The 20,745-nt window shown below is 59.5% G+C and carries 20 protein-coding genes; 11 read left to right on the forward strand and 9 right to left on the reverse strand.

Annotated features, from left to right (window positions below; translation table 11 throughout):
- Positions 1-44: 44 nt before the first annotated feature.
- Together V6N02_RS20255 and murJ are read left to right on the forward strand one after the other, a co-directional pair.
- Positions 45-2,468: a DNA topoisomerase IV subunit A gene (locus V6N02_RS20255; RefSeq protein ID WP_371228817.1), complete on the forward strand. Its 2,424-nt coding sequence runs from the start codon at positions 45-47 to the stop codon at positions 2,466-2,468.
- Positions 2,469-2,681: 213 nt separating this feature from the next.
- Positions 2,682-4,220 carry a murein biosynthesis integral membrane protein MurJ gene (murJ, locus tag V6N02_RS20260; protein ID WP_371228820.1) on the forward strand — a complete coding sequence of 513 codons (1,539 nt, stop codon included), beginning with the start codon at positions 2,682-2,684 and terminating at the stop codon, positions 4,218-4,220.
- Between the two features lie 4 nt (positions 4,221-4,224).
- On the opposite strand, the gene V6N02_RS20265 is transcribed toward murJ, so the two are convergent.
- Entirely contained in the window at positions 4,225-4,926 is a 702-nt protein-coding gene (locus V6N02_RS20265) for a rhomboid family intramembrane serine protease (RefSeq protein ID WP_371228823.1), read from the reverse strand.
- Positions 4,927-4,998: 72 nt separating this feature from the next.
- Here V6N02_RS20265 and trpS point away from each other — a divergent pair, with 72 nt between their 5' ends.
- Together trpS and V6N02_RS20275 are read left to right on the forward strand one after the other, a co-directional pair.
- Positions 4,999-6,018: a tryptophan--tRNA ligase gene (gene trpS, locus V6N02_RS20270; RefSeq protein WP_371228826.1), complete on the forward strand. Its 1,020-nt coding sequence runs from the start codon at positions 4,999-5,001 to the stop codon at positions 6,016-6,018.
- Positions 6,019-6,112: 94 nt separating this feature from the next.
- On the forward strand, positions 6,113-6,598 hold the full coding sequence (locus V6N02_RS20275) for an SRPBCC family protein (RefSeq protein ID WP_371228829.1): 486 nt from the start codon (positions 6,113-6,115) through the stop codon (positions 6,596-6,598).
- Between the two features lie 171 nt (positions 6,599-6,769).
- Here the strand turns inward: V6N02_RS20275 and V6N02_RS20280 are convergent, their stop codons facing one another.
- On the reverse strand, positions 6,770-7,240 hold the full coding sequence (locus V6N02_RS20280; RefSeq protein ID WP_371228832.1) for a DUF417 family protein: 471 nt from the start codon (positions 7,238-7,240) through the stop codon (positions 6,770-6,772).
- A 70-nt stretch (positions 7,241-7,310) separates the two neighbouring features.
- Positions 7,311-7,472 carry a hypothetical protein gene (locus V6N02_RS20285; protein WP_371228835.1) on the reverse strand — a complete coding sequence of 54 codons (162 nt, stop codon included), beginning with the start codon at positions 7,470-7,472 and terminating at the stop codon, positions 7,311-7,313.
- 136 nt (positions 7,473-7,608) lie between these two features.
- On the opposite strand from V6N02_RS20285, the gene V6N02_RS20290 reads away from it, so the two are divergent.
- The 3 genes from V6N02_RS20290 to V6N02_RS20300 all read left to right on the forward strand — a co-directional run bounded on the left by V6N02_RS20290 (position 7,609) and on the right by V6N02_RS20300 (position 10,039).
- Positions 7,609-8,145, forward strand: a complete 537-nt coding sequence (locus V6N02_RS20290; RefSeq protein WP_371228838.1) for a TetR/AcrR family transcriptional regulator — start codon at positions 7,609-7,611, stop codon at positions 8,143-8,145.
- A gap of 69 nt (positions 8,146-8,214) precedes the next feature.
- Positions 8,215-9,105, forward strand: a complete 891-nt coding sequence (locus tag V6N02_RS20295) for a dimethylarginine dimethylaminohydrolase family protein (protein ID WP_371228841.1) — start codon at positions 8,215-8,217, stop codon at positions 9,103-9,105.
- Between the two features lie 67 nt (positions 9,106-9,172).
- Entirely contained in the window at positions 9,173-10,039 is an 867-nt protein-coding gene (locus V6N02_RS20300; RefSeq protein WP_371228844.1) for a branched-chain amino acid aminotransferase, read from the forward strand.
- Between the two features lie 82 nt (positions 10,040-10,121).
- Here the strand turns inward: V6N02_RS20300 and V6N02_RS20305 are convergent, their stop codons facing one another.
- The 5 genes from V6N02_RS20305 to fsa form a co-directional block, all read right to left on the reverse strand.
- Positions 10,122-11,366 carry an NAD(P)/FAD-dependent oxidoreductase gene (locus V6N02_RS20305; protein ID WP_371228847.1) on the reverse strand — a complete coding sequence of 415 codons (1,245 nt, stop codon included), beginning with the start codon at positions 11,364-11,366 and terminating at the stop codon, positions 10,122-10,124.
- Between the two features lie 77 nt (positions 11,367-11,443).
- On the reverse strand, positions 11,444-12,154 hold the full coding sequence (locus tag V6N02_RS20310) for a CDP-alcohol phosphatidyltransferase family protein (RefSeq protein WP_371228849.1): 711 nt from the start codon (positions 12,152-12,154) through the stop codon (positions 11,444-11,446).
- A gap of 70 nt (positions 12,155-12,224) precedes the next feature.
- Positions 12,225-13,154, reverse strand: a complete 930-nt coding sequence (locus V6N02_RS20315; RefSeq protein WP_371228852.1) for a tyrosine recombinase XerC — start codon at positions 13,152-13,154, stop codon at positions 12,225-12,227.
- Complete coding sequence (locus V6N02_RS20320) at positions 13,151-13,858, reverse strand: DUF484 family protein (RefSeq protein WP_371228855.1); 708 nt, start codon at positions 13,856-13,858, stop codon at positions 13,151-13,153. Before V6N02_RS20320 ends, V6N02_RS20315 begins: the two co-directional genes overlap by 4 nt.
- A gap of 38 nt (positions 13,859-13,896) precedes the next feature.
- A complete protein-coding gene (gene fsa, locus V6N02_RS20325; RefSeq protein ID WP_371228857.1) occupies positions 13,897-14,550 on the reverse strand; it encodes a fructose-6-phosphate aldolase in 654 nt (217 codons plus the stop codon).
- Positions 14,551-14,643: 93 nt separating this feature from the next.
- Between fsa and V6N02_RS20330 the strand changes: the two genes are divergently transcribed.
- Positions 14,644-16,836 (forward strand): primosomal protein N', encoded by a 2,193-nt coding sequence (locus V6N02_RS20330; RefSeq protein ID WP_371228859.1) that lies wholly within the window; start codon positions 14,644-14,646, stop codon positions 16,834-16,836.
- Positions 16,837-16,901: 65 nt separating this feature from the next.
- Here V6N02_RS20330 and V6N02_RS20335 read toward each other — a convergent pair whose 3' ends face one another.
- On the reverse strand, positions 16,902-18,254 hold the full coding sequence (locus V6N02_RS20335; RefSeq protein ID WP_371228862.1) for a cytochrome P450: 1,353 nt from the start codon (positions 18,252-18,254) through the stop codon (positions 16,902-16,904).
- A 117-nt stretch (positions 18,255-18,371) separates the two neighbouring features.
- Here V6N02_RS20335 and V6N02_RS20340 point away from each other — a divergent pair, with 117 nt between their 5' ends.
- The 3 genes from V6N02_RS20340 to V6N02_RS20350 all read left to right on the forward strand — a co-directional run.
- Positions 18,372-19,181 (forward strand): hypothetical protein, encoded by an 810-nt coding sequence (locus V6N02_RS20340; RefSeq protein WP_371228865.1) that lies wholly within the window; start codon positions 18,372-18,374, stop codon positions 19,179-19,181.
- A gap of 124 nt (positions 19,182-19,305) precedes the next feature.
- The gene (locus V6N02_RS20345) at positions 19,306-20,052 is read left to right on the forward strand and encodes a hypothetical protein (protein ID WP_371228868.1); all 747 of its coding nucleotides are present in this window, start codon (positions 19,306-19,308) and stop codon (positions 20,050-20,052) included.
- A gap of 48 nt (positions 20,053-20,100) precedes the next feature.
- Positions 20,101-20,745 (forward strand): GTP-binding protein (locus V6N02_RS20350; RefSeq protein ID WP_371228871.1); only part of this gene is annotated, 645 nt, incomplete at its 3' end.

The following is a 20,745-nucleotide window of genomic DNA, read 5'->3' on the forward strand; positions in this document are numbered from 1 at the left end:
TTTGGGGATTTACGCCGAATCCGTGCTTGGGTATCACATCATCTATGAGTGATTTGGTCGACGACCCCAATATAGGCCCTGATGAAGTGGCTGAACCGCTGCGCCGCGCCATTGGCGAGCGGTATCTGACATATGCGTTGTCCACGATTATGCATCGCGCTTTGCCGGATGCACGAGACGGTCTGAAGCCTGTTCACCGCCGAATCCTCTACGCGATGCGCGAGCTGAGGCTCAGCTCGACAGGGGGTTTCCGCAAATCCGCCAAGATCAGCGGCGACGTGATGGGCAACTATCACCCGCATGGCGACGCGGCGATTTACGATGCCATGGCGCGTCTGGCGCAGGATTTTGCCGTGCGCTATCCGCTGGTCGACGGGCAGGGGAATTTCGGCAATATCGACGGGGATAACCCGGCGGCCTCGCGCTATACCGAGGCGCGCATGACCGCCGTGGCCGAGGCGCTGCTGGAAGGGCTGAATGAAAACGCCGTAGATTTCCGCGACAATTACGACGGCACCCTGACCGAGCCGGTCGTGCTGCCGGCCACCTTTCCGAATCTTCTGGCCAATGGTTCCTCCGGGATCGCGGTCGGCATGGCGACCAATATCCCGCCCCATAACATTGCCGAGCTGGTCGATGCCTGCCTGCATCTGATCAAGACGCCCGATGCCCGCGACGATACGTTGCTGAACTATGTGCCGGGCCCCGATTTCCCGACCGGCGGCGTGATCGTAGAACCGCCCGAGAATATTGCGCAGGCCTATCGCACGGGGCGCGGCAGTTTCCGGCTACGCTGTAAATGGGAGGTCGAGGATCTGGGCCGGGGGCAGTGGCAGATCGTGGTCACCGAGATTCCTTATCAGGTGCAGAAATCCAAGCTGATCGAGAAGATCGCCGAGGTGATCCAGACTAAGAAGATCCCGATCCTTGCGGATGTGCGCGATGAATCGGCCGATGATATCCGCCTGATCCTTGAACCGCGTTCCAAGAACGTGGAGCCGGATGTGTTGATGGGCATGCTGTATCGCAATTCCGATCTGGAAACCCGCTTCTCGCTCAACATGAACGTGCTGATCGACGGGCTGACGCCCAAGGTCTGTTCGATGAAGGAAGTGTTGCGGGCCTTCCTCGATTTTCGGCGCGACGTGCTGGTGCGCCGCGCCCGGCACCGGATGGACAAGATTGACCACCGGCTTGAGGTGCTGCAGGGGCTGATCACCGCCTTTCTCAACCTCGACCGCGTGATCGAGATCATCCGCTACGACGATGACCCCAAGGCGGCGCTGATGTACGAGGATTGGAGCCGCCCGCATCAAGAGACGCTGAGCCGCGCGTTGCACGAGGCCGATTATGTCTCGCCGCTGGACGGGGTGGATATGGACAGCCTCCGCCTTGTTGCCGACGAAGGGGCCGTGGCCACCGGCGTGCTGGAAGAAAGCGGCGAGACCCGCGCCATCCCGCACAGCTATGACGGGCGCGAAAACGGCCTGTCGGACGTGCAGGCCGAGGCGATCCTGAACATGCGCCTGCGCTCATTGCGGCGCCTTGAAGAGGATGCGCTGGTCAAGGAACGCGATACCCTGATGGAAGAGCGCGTCGGGCTTGAAGACCTGTTGGAGAGCGAGACTCAGCAATGGGACGCGATTGCGACACAGCTCAAGGAGGTCAAGAAGACCTTCGGCAAGGATTACGAGGGCGGCGCGCGCCGCACTTTGATCGAAGAGGCCGCCGAAGTCGAAGAGGTTCCGCTTGAGGCGATGATTGATCGCGAGCCGATTACCGTTGTCTGCTCGCAGATGGGCTGGATTCGTGCGATGACCGGCCACATTGATCTGGACCGGGAGTTGAAGTTCAAAGACGGCGACGGTCCCCGGTTCATGTTCCATGCCGAGACCACGGATCGCCTGTTGGCGTTTGGATCAAACGGGCGATTCTACACGATTTCGGCGTCGAACCTGCCCGGTGGGCGCGGCATGGGTGAACCGCTGCGCCTGATGGTGGATTTGCCCAACGAGTGCGAGATTGTCGACCTCTTTATCCATGCGCAGGGGCGCAAGCTGTTGGTCGCGTCATCGGCAGGCGATGGGTTCGTGGTGCCCGAGGACGATGTGCTGGCCCAGACCCGCACGGGTAAACAGGTTCTGAACGTCAAAGAAGATGTGCGCGCCAAGGTGTGTAAACCGGTCACCGGCACCCACGTAGCCTGCGTTGGGGAAAATCGCAAAGTGCTGTTGTTTGGCCTGGATGAGCTGCCCGAGATGGGTCGGGGCAAGGGCGTGCGCCTGCAGAAATATAAGGACGGTGGGCTGTCAGATGCCACCACCTTTACGCTCGAGGATGGTCTGAGCTGGCTGGACCCGGCAGGGCGCACCCGCACCGAGACGGAACTGGCCGAATGGCAAGGCAAACGCGCCAGCGCCGGGCGAATGGCCCCGCGCGGATTCCCGCGGGACAATCGGTTTACCTAGAAACTGGGCATAGAGATTTTGGTTCGCCTCAAAGATTTCTGGCCGGGCCGCTGCACGGCTGTTCACCGGCTGGGCGCATTACAGTGATGGCCGCTTCAGGCCCGAAGCAGACCCACTGGCTTCGGAGCGACATCACCAAGTGCACCCGGCCCTTTCCACCCTCCGGTCAATCCGCTATCCCTCGCACAGTAACTTTGTGACGAAGGCTGTTTCATGAGACCTGTGCGCATGCTGTCCAGCATTCTGACCGTCGGCGGCTGGACGCTGATGAGCCGGATCCTGGGCTTTCTGCGCGATGTTCTGATCGCAAGCTGGCTGGGACCGGGTGCCGCGATGGACGCGTTTGTGGCTGCCTTCCGCCTGCCCAATATGTTCCGCCGGTTCTTTGCCGAAGGCGCGTTCAACGCCGCCTTTGTGCCGATGTTTTCCAAGCGGCTTGAGGCAGATGAGGACGCAGAAGGGTTTGCCTCGCTGGCGATGTCGGGTCTTGCCCTGATCCTGTTGGCATTGACAGGGCTGGCGATGGTGTTCATGCCCGCGCTGGTCTGGGCCACGGCCGAAGGGTTTTCGGGCGATGCGCGGTTTGGCATGACCGTTGAATTCGGTCGCATTGTCTTTCCCTATATTTTCTTCATTTCGCTGGCGGCATTGTTTTCCGGTGTTCTGAACGCCGCCGGGCGCTTTGCCGCTGCAGCGGCGGCCCCTGTGATCCTGAACATCATGCTTGTGACAGCTATGAGCGTGGCGTGGTACATGGGCGGCGAGGTGGTTCTGGCGCTGGTCTGGACCATTCCCTTCGCCGGGGTGGCGCAGCTGGCGCTGGTCTGGATTGCTGCGCGCAAAGCAGGCCTGCATATCGGTCCGGTGCGCCCGCGCTGGACTCCCGAAATGGCACAGTTGGTGCGCATCGCGATACCTGCCGCACTGGCCGGGGGTGTCATGCAGATTAACCTGCTTGTCGGCCAACAGGTGGCCTCGCATTACGACAAGGCGGTCAGCTGGCTGTATTCGGCAGACCGGCTGTATCAATTGCCACTGGGTGTGGTGGGCATTGCCGTAGGCATCGTTTTGCTACCTGATCTCTCTCGCCGCCTGAAGGTCGAAGATCACACCGGTGCGCGCGAGGCGTTTTCCCGGGCGGGCGAGATTTCACTGGCCCTGACCATTCCCTCGGCGGTGGCCCTGATGGTGATCCCGATCCCACTGGTCACCGTGTTGTTTGAACGCGGCGCGTTCGGTGTTGATGACACGGCGGCCACGGCGCTGGCGGTTGCAATCTACGGCCTTGGTCTGCCAGCCTTCGTGCTGCAAAAAATCCTGCAGCCGCTGTTTTTCGCCCGCGAAGATACCAAAAGCCCGTTCCGCTATGCGGTGGTGGCGATGGTGATCAATGCGGTGCTGGCCATTGGGCTGACCTTCTACATCGGCTGGGTTTCGGCAGCTATTGCGACCACGGCGGCAGGCTGGGCGATGGTCTGGCTGTTGATGCGCGGTGCGCGCCCGTTTGGCGAGGTTGCACGGTTCGACGACCGTTTCCGCCGCCGCATCTGGCGGATTGTCATTGCCTCGTTGGTCATGGGAGGGGTTTTGTGGTTTGCGGCTCTTGCGTTGAACGCGTTTATCCTGATCCCGGTGCTGCGCTGGCTGGCCCTGTTGCTGTTGATCGCCATCGGTGCGGGCACCTATTTCGGCGTGGGCCTGATGCTTGGCGCTTTCCGCCGGGGAGAGCTGCGCGAGGCGTTTCGGCGCTAAGCCTTTATTGACGCTTTAGCTTCTCACGCAGCTTGTGAAAGCCCCCTGGGCTCAGGATAAAGGACGCACAGAAACCGGCGGCGAAACCGGCCACATCCGCCAGCCACCAGCTGTTCCCGCCAAACAGCAGCCCAAAGACCAGTTGAATGCCCAGCAAAAACCCGATCAGCGTGAAGGCGCGGAATTGCTGCGCGCCCATCTGCCCCAGCTTCAACCACATCAGGTAGGTAAACCCGCCAATCAACCCGTAGACACCGGGGAACGCGCCATAAAGCCAGGGCTGCTCGGGGGCGATCAGCCCGTAAACCACGGCGCCAACTACCGACGAAATGAGGAATAGCGCCAAAGTCGCCCATTGATTGAACACGTCGCCCACAAACTTGCCCAAAGCCAATACCATCGCGCCGGCAAACAGCGCATGGGTGAACCCGCCATGAATGAAGATATGGGTGACGAACCGCTGCAGATGCTCGGCCGGATAAATCCCGTTGCCCAGCATCCACGCCATGACATCGCTGTTAAAGGCATAGGCCTGAATGGCGTTATTGCGCCACCCCACTGCGGCGGGGCCGCCAATCAGGCCCTGTTCGCCAAAGGAAAACATCGCCTCGACACCGATGATTACCAGGAACAAGGCCACCACCACCGGCGGCAACGCGTTCACCGGGCTGACCGGGGGTGTGTGGTGCTGATCGTCACTGCTCATGCGCGCTCTCCTTGACGCCGCTCTGACCCACAAGTAAGCGAGGCGGATGAATTAATCCAGACGGAGTATCCCATGACCGAGGTGGTCCACACACCCCGCGTTTTCTCAGGCATCCAGCCCTCGGGCGGTTTGACACTGGGCAATTACCTGGGCGCGATGAAGCGCTTTGTCGACATGCAGAATGACGGGATCGAGACGATCTACTGCATGGTCGACCTGCATGCGATCACCGTCTGGCAGGATCCTGACAAGCTGCGCCATGCCACGCGCGAACTCTGCGCGGGTTACATCGCCAGTGGCCTTGATCCGGCGAAATCCATTCTGTTCAACCAAAGCCAGGTGGCCGAGCACACGCAACTGGCGTGGATTTTCAATTGTGTCGCCCGCATGGGCTGGATGCAGCGGATGACGCAGTTCAAAGACAAGGCGGGTAAGAATGCGCAGAACGCCTCGCTGGGGCTGTTTGGATATCCGGCCCTGATGGCCGCCGATATTCTGGCCTATCACGCCACTCATGTGCCGGTGGGCGAGGATCAGAAACAGCATCTGGAACTGACGCGCGATATCGCCACCAAGTTCAATCACGATTATGGCGTCGATTTCTTTCCCATCACCGAACCGGTGATTGAGGGTGCCGCGACACGGGTGATGAGCCTGCGGGATGGATCGAAGAAGATGTCAAAATCCGATCCTTCGGACCTCAGCCGCATCAACCTGGCCGATGATGCCGACATGATCGCCAAGAAGATCCGCAAGGCCAAGACCGACCCCGAGCCCCTGCCCAGCGAAGTTGACGGGTTGGAAACCCGCCCCGAGGCCCGTAATCTGGTCAATATCTACGCGGCGTTGAGCGAACAAAGCGTCGAGGCGGTGATGGCGGAGGTGGGCGGCAAGGCCTTTTCCGAGTTCAAGCCGATGCTGGCCGATCTGGCGGTAGCCAAGATGTCGCCAATCTCAGACGAAATGGCCCGGCTGATGCAGGATGTGACCGAGATTGACCGAATCCTGGCCAATGGCGCAGGGCGGGCCCGCGAGATTGCCGCACCAATCCTGAAGAAGACCTATGAAATCGTGGGAATGGTCGGGGCCTGATACCCCTCCCCATAACGGTGGTTTGCCCCTCTCTAGCGCTGTCCTTTGAGCGCGTTTTATCTTACCAAGGGCAATACAACATGGGGAGAGGCCGATGACTGATACATCGCAATGGATAACGATTGAACGCCGCTTTGCCGCACCGGTGGCGGCGGTCTGGGCGATGTGGGCGGATCCCGGCCTGTTCAAAAAGTGGTTTGGCCCCAACGGGATGAGCGTGCCTGTCGCACAGATGGACGTGAAGATCGGCGGCACGCGGAAAGTGTGTATGCAGTTGGACCGCCCGGGTCAGACCATGTCGATGTGGTTCACAGGCGTTTACAAGGAAATCGATCCGCCGTTCAGGTTGGTTTACACCGAAAGCATGTGTCAGCCGGACGGCACACTCATATCGCCGACGAGTATGGGGATGCCCGAGGGGACGCCGGATTTCACCGAGGTCATTGTCGAATTGAAAGCGACCGAAGAGGGAACGCATATGAAAATGACCCATGTCGGTATCCCGGAGGGGTCTCCCGGCGAAGGCGGTTGGCAGCAGGCTTTCGACAAACTCTCGAATGCGCTCATGACGGCGGGATGATGTTTGCGGATGCGCCAAGGGACGACGTTCTTGTCAGCAACCAGGGCTGAACTGGCCAAAGTACCAAAGCGGTTCGCCCGGGGGCTATTTGGCCGTGGACGAAAGATGGTGATTGCGACCTGATTGCAGGCGCGTCGCCATGGCGACGCGCCATCTCAGGAGACTAACGCCTCAAGCGCGCAGAGCGTCGCGCAACGCCCAGATTGATGCGGCCAGAAGAACGATGTCTTTCAGCAAAAACTGACCCGGCAGAACCGAAATGGCCAGCGTACCGTGTTCGGGAATGAAAACTCCCGGCGTACTGAGAAAGAAGCTGAAGGTTACGGCAAAAGTGGCAACAGCCCCGGCGGCCCCGATCGCAGCTAGCTTGGGGGCGACAAAACGCAGCGCCAAAAGGGCGGCGATGATCAGTTCAACCGTACCAATCAGGTTCGACACGGCCTGAACACTCAAGATGTTGTAAAGCAAAGCAAGAAACGGGCTGTTGGCAACAAGGCCTTCGATGGCGCCAGCCTCGTAAGCAGTGAACTTCATGGCACCGAACCAAAGGAAGACGATGGGAAGGGCGACAAAGATGGCCTTGTCGGCCACCACATCCAGAAGGCGGGATTGCGAGGGGGCTGTGGTTTCAAAAACAGTCATTTTCAGGGTTCCTTATATCGGATTAAGGTTAGTTTCGGACCGATCGGTCACATTCTGGGTAAAAGAAAGGCTAGCCGTGTGACTGGGTTGAAAGCCCAGCCGCAAGAGCGGCATGCGCCAGCCCACGTGGGCCATTGTCAGCACGACGTGACAGGCGGGCGAGGATTGAGTCGAGGCGTTCGATTTCGGTCAGTTCGGCCAGTGAGGGGCGGGTTTCGAGGACGGGATGCATTGTGTATCTCCTGTTGTCTTCTGTCTGAATGGGAGCAGCTGTTGCATCCCGAATGTGAATGTCATATGAAGTTACGGACCGATTGGTCAACAACTTGATCCGCATATTTCATCGCCCTCACGGAAATGGGAACTTTATGGCAAGACCACGCTCTTTCGACCCCGACGACACCCTGCTGGAGCTAAAGGCCCTGTTCTGGGCCAATGGCTATGACGGGGCTTCGATGCAGGACATTGAAAAGGCCACCGGCCTGAACAAACAAAGCCTCTATCGCCAGTGGGGTGATAAACGGCGGATGTATCTCGCTGCCCTTCAGTCCTACGCGCGCGAGGAAATGACGGCGGCGGCGAAGGTTTTGGCAGCGTCAGAGCCATTGCGCGAGCGACTTGAAACACTCTTTTACGCCGCCGCGAAAGAAGCCGACCCGCGCGGGTGCTTTATGTGCAATGCCAGCATTGATCAGGCTCAAAGCGATGAGGCCACGCATGAGGCCGTTCAGGCGATGATGCGTTCCAGTCTCAAAGCCTTCAAGAAAGCCCTGGGGCCAGGGCGAGAACACGAGGCCGCTGCGCTACAGGCGAGTTACCACGGATTGCGGGTGATGGCGGCAGCGGGCCTGCCGCGCAATGTTTTGATGCAGGTCGCCAAAGGCGCATTGGCGCAGATTACATGATGTCGTTAGCGTTGATTGTGAAACGTTTCTCTGGTCTGCTTTATCCGGATGACGCGAAAAGGCCATGCGATGCCAGATACTGATCAACTCCGTTGGGGCGTTACGGCACAAACCGGCGTTCTCACCGATGTTCTGCTGGGCAAGCCCGATCATTTCCGTTGGGTGCCGCTGAATTCCATTTCCGCAGTGACGTTCGCCAATATGGAACAGATGGGTCACAGCTTTGATGCGCAACTGGCGCAGAAGCAGCACCGTGCAATGGTGGAGGTGTACGAACAAAATGGTGTGAAGGTACATTTTGTCGAAGCCGATGAAGGGCTGCCTTCATCTGTGTTTACCCGTGACAGCAGCTTCATGACGCCGTGGGGGGCCGTGATCACCTCGATCCAAACACCACCGCGCAGGCGTGACTATGCTGTGGCCAGCCGGTTCTACAACGATGTCGGCATCCCGATTTGGAAATGGGTCACTGCGGGGCATTTTGAAGGTGGTGACTTTGTGATCCTGAAACCGGGTGTCGCCCTGTTGGGATGGTCCGGCGATCGTTCGACCAAGGAGGGGGCGGATCAGGTGGCAGGTTGGCTGCGCGAAAAGGATTGGGAGGTTCTTGTCACACCCATCCCGCCGCAATTCGTGCATATGGATGCGGTGGTGGTGATGTTGGAAAAGGGCCTGGCACTTGTGTGTGAGGACGCGTTGCAGCCTTATGCGCTGGACTATCTGAAAGACCGGCACGGGACCGACGTGGTCAAGGTTGCCTATGCTGATTGCGTTCAGCTGGGCGGTAATGTCGTGTCTTTGGGCAACAAACGCGTCTTGTCGATGAGCCATAACGTGAATGTTAATCGCCAGTTGGAAAACTTGGACTTCACCGTCACGGCGATTGACTATGACATGTTCGCACTGGGCGGCGGCGGGGTGCATTGCTCGTGCCATGAACTGCACCGCGATCCCGACTGATCCGCCTCTGGACGGCCCAGCCCGCCGGGCCTAGTGTTGCGCCCGACACCCCATGAGGAGAGCAGGCATGGCAACCGGCACCAATATCCGCACCTATTACAATGGCACCTGGCATGAGGGTGACATCGCGGTGATGAAGGCTGCCGATCATGGCATGTGGCTGGGCAGCAACGTGTTTGATGGCGCGCGCATGGCGCATGGGCTGACCCCGGATCTGGACAAGCATTGCGCGCGGGTGAATGCCTCGGCCCGTGCCTTGATGGTGGAACCAACCGTCAGCACCGAAGAGATGGTGGAGATCGTCAAGGACGGGTTGAAGGCCTACCCAAAAGATGCGGCGGTTTACATCCGGCCGATGTATTGGGCGCTGGACGGGGGTCTGTCCGCGATCGTGCCCAAAGACGGCGGCGAAACCGGTTTTGCCATCTGCCTGGAAGAGATTCCCATGGCCCGGCCCGAAGACTCGGCAACCCTGACCCGCACGCGGTTTCGCCGTCCTGTGATGGAGGACGCGGTGGTCAACGCCAAGGCCGCCTGCCTGTACCCCAACAACGCCCGGATGCTGGCCGAGGCCAAGGCCAAGGGCTTCAACAATGCGCTGGTCGCCGATGCCTTGGGGAATGTGGCCGAAGCCGCGACTGCCAATGTGTTTGCCGTTAAGGATGGCGAGGTTTTCACGCCGGTCCCCAACGGGACGTTTCTGGCGGGCATCACCCGCGCGCGCCATATCAAAAACCTGCGTGCCGACGGGGTTCGCGTACATGAGACCGTCATGAGTTTCGCCGATTTCGAGGATGCTGACGAAGTCTTCCTGTCAGGCAACATGATGAAGGTCACGCCAGTGACAGCGTTTGATGACCGGCAGTATCAGATCGGGCCAATCACGCGCCGGGTGCGCGATCTCTATTGGGACTGGGCTGCTAGCGCATCATAGGTGCATTTTGCCGCCCGCTCTTGATTTGCGCATTCGGACCCGCAGGCCGCCGCGTGATCGCCAAAACGGAAGTTGGCTGAAATCAGCCAAACCGGTTGGCATCAAATGCCGCCAGATCCTCGTTGGGCCGCTTCCCGGAGATCAGGTCGGCGACCCAGCGCCCGGTCTTAGGCCCGCCTGTCAGCCCGATATGTTGATGCCCGAAAGCGGCATAAATTCCGGTACCGTTGATATCTCCGATCAAAGGCAGGCTGTCGGGTGTTGAGGGGCGAAAGCCCACCCAGTCCTCAACGCCATCATAAGTCAGATCGGGAAACGCCCATGTCGTCCCTTTACGGATCAACTCTAGTGGTGCTTTTGATGGTGTGGCATCCAGTCCGCCCAGCTCCACGGTGCCGGCGCAGCGTAGACCCATTTCCATAGGCGTTGCCACGAATTTTCCCCTGGCGATCATCATCGGCGTATTGGGTTTCTGCGACGGGTTGGTGAATTGCAGGTGGTGTCCGCGCTCGACCTCCAGCGGCACTTTCAATCCCAGCTTCTTCATCAAAGGTTTTGACCAAATACCCGCTGCCAGCACCGCGTGATCACAGGGCAGGGCGCCCTGATCGGTCTGCACCTCGGTGATCTTGCCATCGCTCAGGGCGAAATCCAGAACCTCGGCCTGACGATAACTGCCACCTTCCTCCACCAACACATCCGCCAGCGCCTGCATATAGGCCCCCGGATTGAGGATATGCCCGTGCCCTTTGGTCAAGGCTAGGCAGCCCACATTCGGCCCCAGAATAGGCTCGGTCTCTTGAACGGCAGGGCCTGCGATCACCTCAACATGATACCCGACCTCGCCGCGTTTGGCCCAGGTGTAGCTGTCGGCCTCAAACTCACTGCGGTTGCCATAGGCATATAGGAAGTCGCTGGGCGTCACCCATTTCGCGGCCGAGGTGCCATGGGTCAGCGCCTGATGTTGGCTGAGGCTGTCATTCAACAGCGTGTGCAAGGCGCCCACCATATGCTGTACACCCCGGTCATTGGCGTGGCTGAGCAATTTCATCAACCATGGGATCAGGCGCGGGAAATGCGCCCATTGCATGAACAGCGGGGCGTTGGAGTCAAACAGGTATTTCAGACCTGTGCGCGCCAATCCGGGCGTGTTGATCGGCACGATCCCCCATTGCGCCAACAGCCCGGCATTGCCATAAGATGCACCCGCGCCGGGGCCGTCTTTGTCGATCAGGGTCACGTCATGACCGGCCCGTCGCAGCCAGATCGCGCTGCTCAGGCCACAGATACCGGCGCCGATGACGATGATTTTGAGCGGCTGAGACATGGCGATTTTCTTACAATCAAAAGCAATTGCTGAAATCGAGACCATGTGCAGACGGGATTGGCAAGAGGGTGGTTTGCTTATTCGACCTTCGAGTGGGCGTCACGCTCGGGGATGATCTGTTGCAACACCCCTGCTACCAACAGATAGACAGAGGTGATGATCAGCCCCCAATGCGCCCAGCTTTCGGGATGGAACTCGACCCATGCGGCCCAGCCAGCAAAAAATGTCCAGGCCAGCGCCATGGGCAAAGACAGCAGCCGCCAGCGCACTGTGCGCACCGGATGAATGAACTTGAGCGGTGTGAACATTGCCACGGCCAACACCGCCACCAACACCAGGCTAATCCAGAAATTGGGCTCAATCGCGAACAGGACCAACACCACCATGTTCCAGCATCCGGGAAAGCCGGAAAAGGATTTGTCTTTTGTTTTCATGCGTGTATCAACCAGGTATAGCGCGCTGGCAAAGGTGATCACGATGATCGCAAACCATCCCGTCCAGCCCGGCAACAGCCCTGATTTGAACAGGGCAAAGGCCGGAATGAAGATATAGGTCATGTAATCGATGATCATATCCAGGATATTGCCATCGATATTCGCCGCGTATTTGTTGACCTGATAGCGGCGCGCCAGTGGCCCGTCGATGCCATCGACCACGAAGGCCACCACCAGCCACAGGAACATCATGTCCCATTTGCCATCTACGGCCGCCAGCATGGCCAGCATGGCGAAAACAGCACCTGTCGCAGTGAACAGATGGACGGCATAGGCTTTCAGGGATTTGCTCATGACGCGCTCTTTGCCGTAAATTCGAAGGGGGTGCAATCAAACTGTTGCATCTCTGGCGACTGGCGCGCGCTCACCGTGACCCAGCTTTGGCCTTGGGATGGGCGCGTTCATAAACCTCCATCAGGCGCGCGGTATCCACGGCGGTGTAGGCTTGAGTTGTCGACAGCGACGCATGGCCCAGCAATTCCTGAATAGCGCGCAGATCACCGCCCGCATTCAACAGATGTGTGGCAAAGCTGTGGCGCATGGCATGGGGTGTGGCGCTGGACGGCAGGCCCAGCTGCATTCGCGTTTTCTCAACCACCTTCTGCACCATCCGCGGGCTCAGCTTGCGGCCACGCACGCCGATGAAAAGGGGGCCATCCTCGGGCAGCTCATAGGGTAACAGGCGCAGATAGTGGTTCACCGCAGCGCGCGCCGCCGGGATCACCGGCACCAGACGCTCTTTACCGCCCTTGCCCAGAATACGGATGGTATCACCAAGCGGGAGGTCGTTCGTGGTCAGGCCAAGGGCTTCGGATATCCTCAAGCCACAGCCATAAAGCAGCGTCACTACCGCCTGATCCCGCGCCGCGACCCAAGGTGTGGCCGATTGCATTTCGACCGTCTCGATCATCTCCTTGGCGGCATCTTCGGCCAGTGGGCGGGGCAGTTTGCGTTGGAACTTGGGCGAGCGGGTGGACAGCACCGCAGAGGGGTCAAATCCTTCCCGTTCGGACAGCCAGCGATAAAAGCTTTTGACGGCAGACAGTTTGCGCGCCAGCGACCTTGGGCCAATATCCGTGCCGCGCGTATATGCCATCCAGCTGCGCATGTCCGATACGGTGATGCGGGCCAGCGGGGCCAACCCCTGGGACTCGGCTTTGTGCGTGGTCATGAAGCTTAGAAAATCAGCGACATCGCGAGAATAGGCCGTGATCGTGTTCTCGGACGCGCCTTTCAGCGCCTTTTGCGCGTTCAACCAGCCCTGCAACGCGTCGCGGGCTGCGGGGCTGATCATGACAACCAGCGGCGCATGGCCCGTTCAAACACACCTGCGAAAAACGCCAGCAGATCGGTGCCTTGTTGCGGGGTGAACATATGCGGGTCTTCGGCCCCCATCACCAACATACCGGGCAGGCGGCCTTCGCCGAAATCAAGCAGAAGGCAGGCCTCGGAGCGCACAAATTCGGCGTCGCGGCCATAAATGCGCATGTCACCCTCGTGAATCTGGCGCAACGTGACCTGACGTGCCTCGGGGCGGCGACCATCGCTCAGATAGGCTTTGATAAACCCCGGTTCAGCCAAAGACAGCACATCACCCAGCTTTTTCACGGCCGGATCATCATCTTCCTGCACCGTTTCCAGCACCAGTTTGACGGTATCGACCCGCAGTATAGCGGCCACATCCGTGCCCAAATCCTTGAGAAAGTTTTCAAACTCCACAGGGTCCAGCATCCGCAGAATAGCCCGGTGCACCTGATTCGTACCTGCCAAATTTTCGTAAGCGGCGGCAATCACACTGCGATGGGTGTCTTCCAGACGGTCCAGCCGCGCCTCAAGCCGCTCCATCGCGATGCCGCGCAGATCGACGATATTGCCGCCCATCGCACGTTCGTTGGCCGAGATCAGAGCCCTCATAAGGTCTTGATCTTCAAGGATAACATCAGGCTGCGAGATAATACGCTCTCGCAGCGTGTCGTTCATTTCGGGCTTACTGCTCATTGTCGCCTCTGATTAATTGGCGCTCTTATAACATGGGTTTACAGGATTTGTTGACCTGTTTTTTCCCAATCTGACAAAAACGCCGCCAGCCCTTTGTCGGTCAGCACATGTTGCGCCATCTGCTTGATCACCTTCGGAGGGGCGGTCATCACATCGGCCCCGATCATGGCCGATTGATAGGCGTGATTGACCGTCCGGATCGACGCGGCCAGGATTTGCGTGTCATAGCCGTAATTGTCGTAAATCTGGCGGATGTCCGAAATCAGGTCCATACCATCCAGATTGATATCATCCAGACGCCCGATGAAGGGGCTGATAAAGGTCGCCCCCGCTTTGGCCGCCAAAAGCGCCTGATTGGCCGAGAAGCACAAGGTCACGTTGACCATATTGCCCTCATCCGTCAGCACATTACAGGCCTTCAGCCCGTCCCATGTCAGCGGCACTTTCACCGCGATGTTGTCAGCGATCTTGGCCAGCTTGCGCCCCTCGGCGATCATCTGATCGGCCTCGGTGGCGACAACCTCGGCGGACACAGGCCCATCGACCATCCCGGCGATTTCCTTGGTCACTTCCAAGATATCGCGCCCCGATTTCATGATCAGCGACGGGTTGGTCGTCACCCCATCAACCATGCCCAGATCATTCAGCTCGGCAATCTCATCAACTTCGGCGGTATCTACGAAAAATTTCATCGGCGCGGTCCTTGCTCGGGTTGGCGTTTGTCGTCCAAGCGTTTACCCCATGAGGGCCGATGCCGAAACCCCTGATGAAGGAGCCGCTGCCCCGTGACCCAGTCCTTTTTCAACGAAGGCGATCTGGTGGCCGTGCTGACCACGCAGCCCCTTGAGAGCACGTTGGATTATAAGGCCCCCGAAGGCGGGTGCCATCTGGGCGGGTTTGTCGAGGTGCCGTTGGGCCCGCGAAAGGTGATTGGCGTGGTCTGGGGGCCGGGAATCGGTGGGTTCGACCTGTCCAAGGCGCGCAGCATTATCCGGGTGCTGGATGTCCCTCCCATGCGCGAGGAAATGCAAAGTTTTCTGATCCGCGCGGGCGAATACACGTTGACGCCCCTGCCTGCGATGCTGCGCCTTGCTACCCGCGCGCCGGGCCTGGGCGATCCGCCGTCCATGCGCAAGATTTATCGGCTGGGACAGGGCGCGCCTGATCGTGATACCGCCGCGCGGCGCAAGGTGCTTGAGGTCCTGAACGACTATGGCGGGCTGGCTTTCACCCTGAAAGAGCTCAGCGAACAGGCCGGCGTTACCTCTTCCGTGGTTAAAGGCCTCGTGAAACAGGGCGTCGTTGCCGAAGAAGACGCGCCGCGCGATCTGCCTTACCCGCAGCTCGACCCCGCAAAAGCAGGCAAAGACCTGACCGAGGATCAAACCCGCGCCGTGTCGCAACTGGCCGCGGCGGCCAAGACGCAAGGTTATTCCACCACCCTGCTGCGCGGCGTCACCGGCTCGGGCAAGACCGAGGTTTATCTTGAGGCTGTCGCCGAAACCCTGCGTCAGGGGCGGCAGGCGCTGGTGCTGTTGCCCGAAATCGCGCTGACGGCGGAATTCCTGACGCGGGTCGAGGCCCGGTTTGGCACCCGCCCCGCCGAATGGCATTCGGGCGTCACCATGACCGAACGCCGCCGCATCTGGAAAATGGCGGGGCAGGGCGGGGCGCAGCTGGTGGTTGGCGCGCGTTCTTCCCTATTTCTGCCGTTTCAGAATCTCGGCCTGATCGTTGTCGATGAGGAACATGACAGTTCCTACAAACAGGAAGACGGCGTGCTTTATAATGCCCGCGACATGGCGGTGCTGCGTGCCTCGATCTGTGGCGCGCAGGTGGTTCTGGCCTCGGCCACACCGTCTTTGGAAAGCTGGAGCAATGCCGAGGCGGGCAAATACATCCGCCTCGACCTGCCCAATCGCTTCGGCAAGGCGGTGATGCCCACGTTGGGCGCGATTGATATGCGCGGGGAAACCCTGCCGTCGAACCGCTGGATCTCGCCCAGTCTGGCCGCTCAGGTGAGGGCGCGCATGGCCAAGGGCGAACAATCGTTGCTGTTCCTCAATCGTCGCGGCTATGCGCCCACCACGCTCTGTCGGGCCTGCGGGCATCAGATCGGCTGTGATCATTGCGATGCGCGGATGGTGGAACACCGGTTCCTGAAACGGCTGGTCTGCCATCAATGTGGCGAAAGCAAACCGATGCCCGAGACCTGCCCGTCTTGCGAGGCGGTGGATCGTCTGGCCGCCGTGGGTCCCGGTGTGGAACGCCTCAGCGAAGAGGCTGAGGCGCTGTTTCCCGACGCGCGGATTGCCACGCTTTCGTCCGATCTCTTCGGCTCGGCGCGTGCCCTGAAGGATCAGATTGTCGAGATCGCCGAGGGTGGCGCGGATATCATCATCGGCACGCAATTGGTGGCTAAGGGGCATAATTTCCCCCTTCTCACGCTCGTGGGGGTGATTGATGCCGACCTGGGCCTGCAAGGGTCCGACCTGCGCGCGGCGGAACGCACGTTTCAACTTATGCGCCAAGTTGCCGGTCGCGCAGGACGGGCCGACAAACCCGGCACCGCGTTATTGCAAACCTTCCAGCCTGAACATCCGGTGATCCGCGCCATCCTGTCAGGCGACGAAGAAGGCTTCTGGAGTGCCGAGGCCGAGGAACGCCGCCAGGCCGGTGTGCCCCCCTATGGGCGGATGGCCGGGATCATCCTTTCCTCGCCTGACCTGCAACAGGTGCATGATCTGGGCAATGCTCTGGCCCAACGCGATGCCCCCCTGCGCCAGGTTGGCGCGCAGGTCTTTGGCCCGGCCCCGGCCCCCATCGCCCGAATTCGGGGCCGCCATCGCGTGCGCCTTCTGGTCAAAGCGCCCAAAGGAGTCGCCCTGCAAAACGCTTTGGCCGCATGGGTTGCGCAGGTGCGGGTGCCAAACCAGACGCGCCTGTCCGTCGATATCGACCCGCAAAGTTTTTTGTGAAAGGCCTGAGGCCTGTCAACCGGGCCGGGTTTACTGTTGGCATAAAGCGGTCTTTTGGCAGCACCTCAAACGGCTTCGGCCTCCAGCCAAACGCCTCCCTCGGGCCGCAAGGTCAGGATCAGAACGGGATCGGGATCACGTCCTGCGACGGGCTTGAACCGGAACCGGGAAAACAACGTCGCCAGAATGATCACCGCCTCCTGCAGCGCAAAGCTGGCCCCGATGCAGATACGCGGCCCATCCCCGAAGGGCAGGTAGGCATAGCGTTCAATCGCCTTGCGGTCGGCAAAGCGTTCCGGGCGGAACATATCGGGGTCTTTCCAAAGGAGTTCGCTGCGATGGAGCGCATAGATCGGGATGATCACTGTGTCGCCCGCGCGCACCTCGCGGCCGCACAGCGTGTCGTCGACCATCGCCGTGCGCGAGACCATCGCCGCCGGAGGATAGAGGCGCAGTGCCTCATCCGCGATCATCCGGATATAGGGCAGGTCGGTCACGTCCTCGCCGGTCGCAACACGGCCTTGCAAGACCGATTGCGCCTCGGCGCGGGCCTTGTCCTGTACGTCCTGATCATAGGCACAAAGGTAAAGCGACCACGCCAATGTCAGCGCGGTTGTCTCGTGCCCGGCGACGATGAAGGTCAGAAGGTTGTCGCGCAGCTCGGCCGTGTTCATGGTGCGTTTGGTTTCGGGGTCTTCCCCGGCCAGCAGCAGATCCAGCAGATCAGGTATATCTTTCGATCCGCGCGCGCGTCGTTCCTCAACCGCCTCGTCAGCGACCTTTTTCATCGTCTTGACGCCTTGACCGGAAAACACCCGGCCCGGGCGCGGCACCCAATCGGGAAAGCCCAGTATATCGAACAGGGAGATCTTGCCCGCATCCGCGATATAGGCGTCGATGGCCTTGTGCACCGCTTCGGCCTCCATCCCGCCTTCACCAGAAAACGTGACCTCGCTGATCACGTCAAAAGTGGTGCGCACCATGTCATCGGCCATATCAATTGCGCGCGGGCCAGCGGCAGCAATCCGCTGGCAACTCCGCTCGGCCGCTGCCGACATGATCGGCGCCAGGTTGGTGACGTTGCGATGTGAAAACACCGGTGCGGCCGCGCGGCGCTGCCAACGCCAATGCGCGCCTTCGGCAATAAACAGGGAATCCCCAATCGCTGGCCGTAACAGGTTCTTGGTAACAAGCGATTTCGGGTAGTTATCCAGGTTCTCCAGCAGCATTTTCCGGATCGCGCCAGGATCCATGACCATATGCCACCGCTTGCCCGTCCGTCCGGACACCATGGGCTGCTTAACGGCAATCCGGGGAATGATGCTCAGCAGGTTGCGCCGCGATGCCTGCAGGCTGGCCCAGATGCCCATGGGTTCGGTCACAAGCGGCACGAAAACCGGGGGGGATGTGGGCGCCATGGGATGTCTCCTATTTTCCACTGATTAGATAGGGCTTGTGTGGAGGCTCGGCAAATCGTTGCGCAGGCCTGTGGTTTTCGTTATCCGGTCTCGCAGCACAATCCTGAGGGGGACATGATGCACCGTTTTTTTGCGTTTCTGATGGCGGGCCTGATGCTGGCCGCTTGTACCAATCCGAACGATCTGGATAAAGGACCCGTTTATCTGGGCAATTTCAGTCTTGGCCATAACGTTGTGGTGGCCCCCAATCTGACCAAGGGCCCCGCCTCGCGGGATGCGACCAAGGAAGAATGGATCGAGTCGATGAAACTGGCCATTGACGAACGCTTTGGCCCGCAGGATGGCGACAAGCTTTATCACCTTGGTATCAGCGTTGAAGGATATGTGCTTGCGGTAACCGGTGTGCCAATTGTGGCCGCTCCGAAATCGGCGTTGATCCTGAGGGTCACGGTTTGGGATGACGCTGCGGGCAAGAAACTGAATGAAGAACCCGAGCAGATTACTGTCATCGAGAGTTTTTCGACCAATACGGTGCTGGGGTCAGGCCTGACACAGTCTAAAGAGAAGCAGATGGGAAACCTCAGCCGCAACGCGGCCAAGCTGGTCCAGAATTGGCTGGTGCGTGAAAACGCCAAGAATGGCTGGTTCGAGGCAGATGGCAAACCGCGCAGCGCGGCCGAAATCGCGGCTGAAGAAGAGACTCTGAAGGCCAAGGCAGATGCCGACGCTGCGCTCGAATCCGCTGACGCCGAAACGGATGAACCGGCGGCGGCCGAAACGCCCGCTTTGACCGAGGAAACCGATGACACAACGGACACACCTGTCGATCAGGCCGCGGATCAGGAATTGACTCCCGCCGAGCAAGCCGCTGCGATCGAAGACGTCGTTGTCGAGCCTGATATCGCCCTGGCCCCCGCCACGGAATAGGATAGGACGCGGATACCACAGGGGAGATGCATGATTTGCTTGATTTCCGTGGCTGTTCTGCCTAGATGCGCGCCAAAATCTCGCTCGAATTCAGGCTGGGTTGATACAATAAGGAGTGGTTAACATGTTCAATCCTCGCCCATTCGGGGTTCTTCTGGCTGCTTTGTTACTTTGCGGCTGCATGAACACTCAGCTTCTTGAAGAAGGCGCTGCCAATACGTTTAACGTGCGCGATGTCAGCGTCGATACGGTGCAGCTCAAAAAGGGTGTGCGAGGCCGTGTTAATGAGATTTCCCCAAGCAAAGTTGCAAGGGACATCGATGCAAATCTGACCAACAAGTTGCGCGCTCGTAGTCGCGGTGAAACCCCTGTGGATTTGAAGGTGTCGATCACTTCTGTGAATTTGGTTTCGCCTGGGCAGTCGTTTTTAGTAGGTGGCGTGAGTACCATCATGGGCATTATAAATGTCACGGATGCAAGAACCGGCGAACTGGTGCTTGAACCTACTCAAATTGCGGGGACCGCAAAGGGCAACTATGCGCCTGGCGGGCTAATTGGTGTGGCGCTGACCAAGCAGGTAGATGATGACTATCGTAGCACGGTTGCAGGATTTGTGTCGGATGTGGAGCGGCTGTTGTTTGGCGATGCGGACAAAACCTCCAATTCGACGACGCAAACCACCACCGAGGCTTCGCAGTCCAACGCAACTCAAAGCTCTGATCGAGATGCCGCGATCCGTCGTGCCGAACTTCGGGCCGAGCGAAAGTATCGTACGCATTGCGCCCGTTTAGCATGCGAGCAAGCGGTGGCACGCGCCGGAAAAGAGGCTGCTGAAGCCTACGACAAAGAGGCAGCCCAAAACAGCAACTGACAATGCAGACACGAATTCCGCCCAGACAAAGAAAGAGGAGCCACTATCATGGCAAAGGAAAAGTTTGATCGCTCAAAGCCGCATGTGAACATCGGCACGATTGGGCATGTTGACCACGGCAAGACGACGCTGACGGCTGCGATCACGAAGTATTTCGGTGATTTCAAGGCCTATGACCAGATTGACGGCGCGCCCGAGGAAAAAGCCCGCGGGATCACCATCTCGACGGCCCACGTGGAATACGAAACCGACGCGCGTCACTATGCGCATGTCGACTGCCCCGGCCACGCCGACTACGTCAAGAACATGATCACCGGTGCCGCCCAGATGGACGGCGCGATCCTGGTTGTGAACGCCGCGGACGGCCCGATGCCCCAGACCCGCGAGCACATCCTGCTGGGCCGCCAGGTGGGCATCCCCCACATGGTCGTCTACATGAACAAGGTTGACCAGGTTGACGACGAAGAGCTGCTGGAACTGGTGGAAATGGAAATCCGCGAGTTGCTGAGCGATTACGAATATCCCGGCGACGACATCCCGGTTGTGCCCGGTTCGGCCCTGGCCGCTCTGGAAGGCCGTGACGAGGAAATCGGCGAGAACTCGATCCGCAAGCTGATGGAAGAGGTCGACACCTACATCCCGACCCCTGCGCGCGCCGTGGATCAGCCCTTCCTGATGCCGGTTGAAGACGTG

The sequence above is a fragment of the Roseovarius conchicola genome (genome assembly GCF_041403425.1).
Taxonomy (GTDB): Bacteria; Pseudomonadota; Alphaproteobacteria; order Rhodobacterales; family Rhodobacteraceae; genus Roseovarius; species Roseovarius conchicola.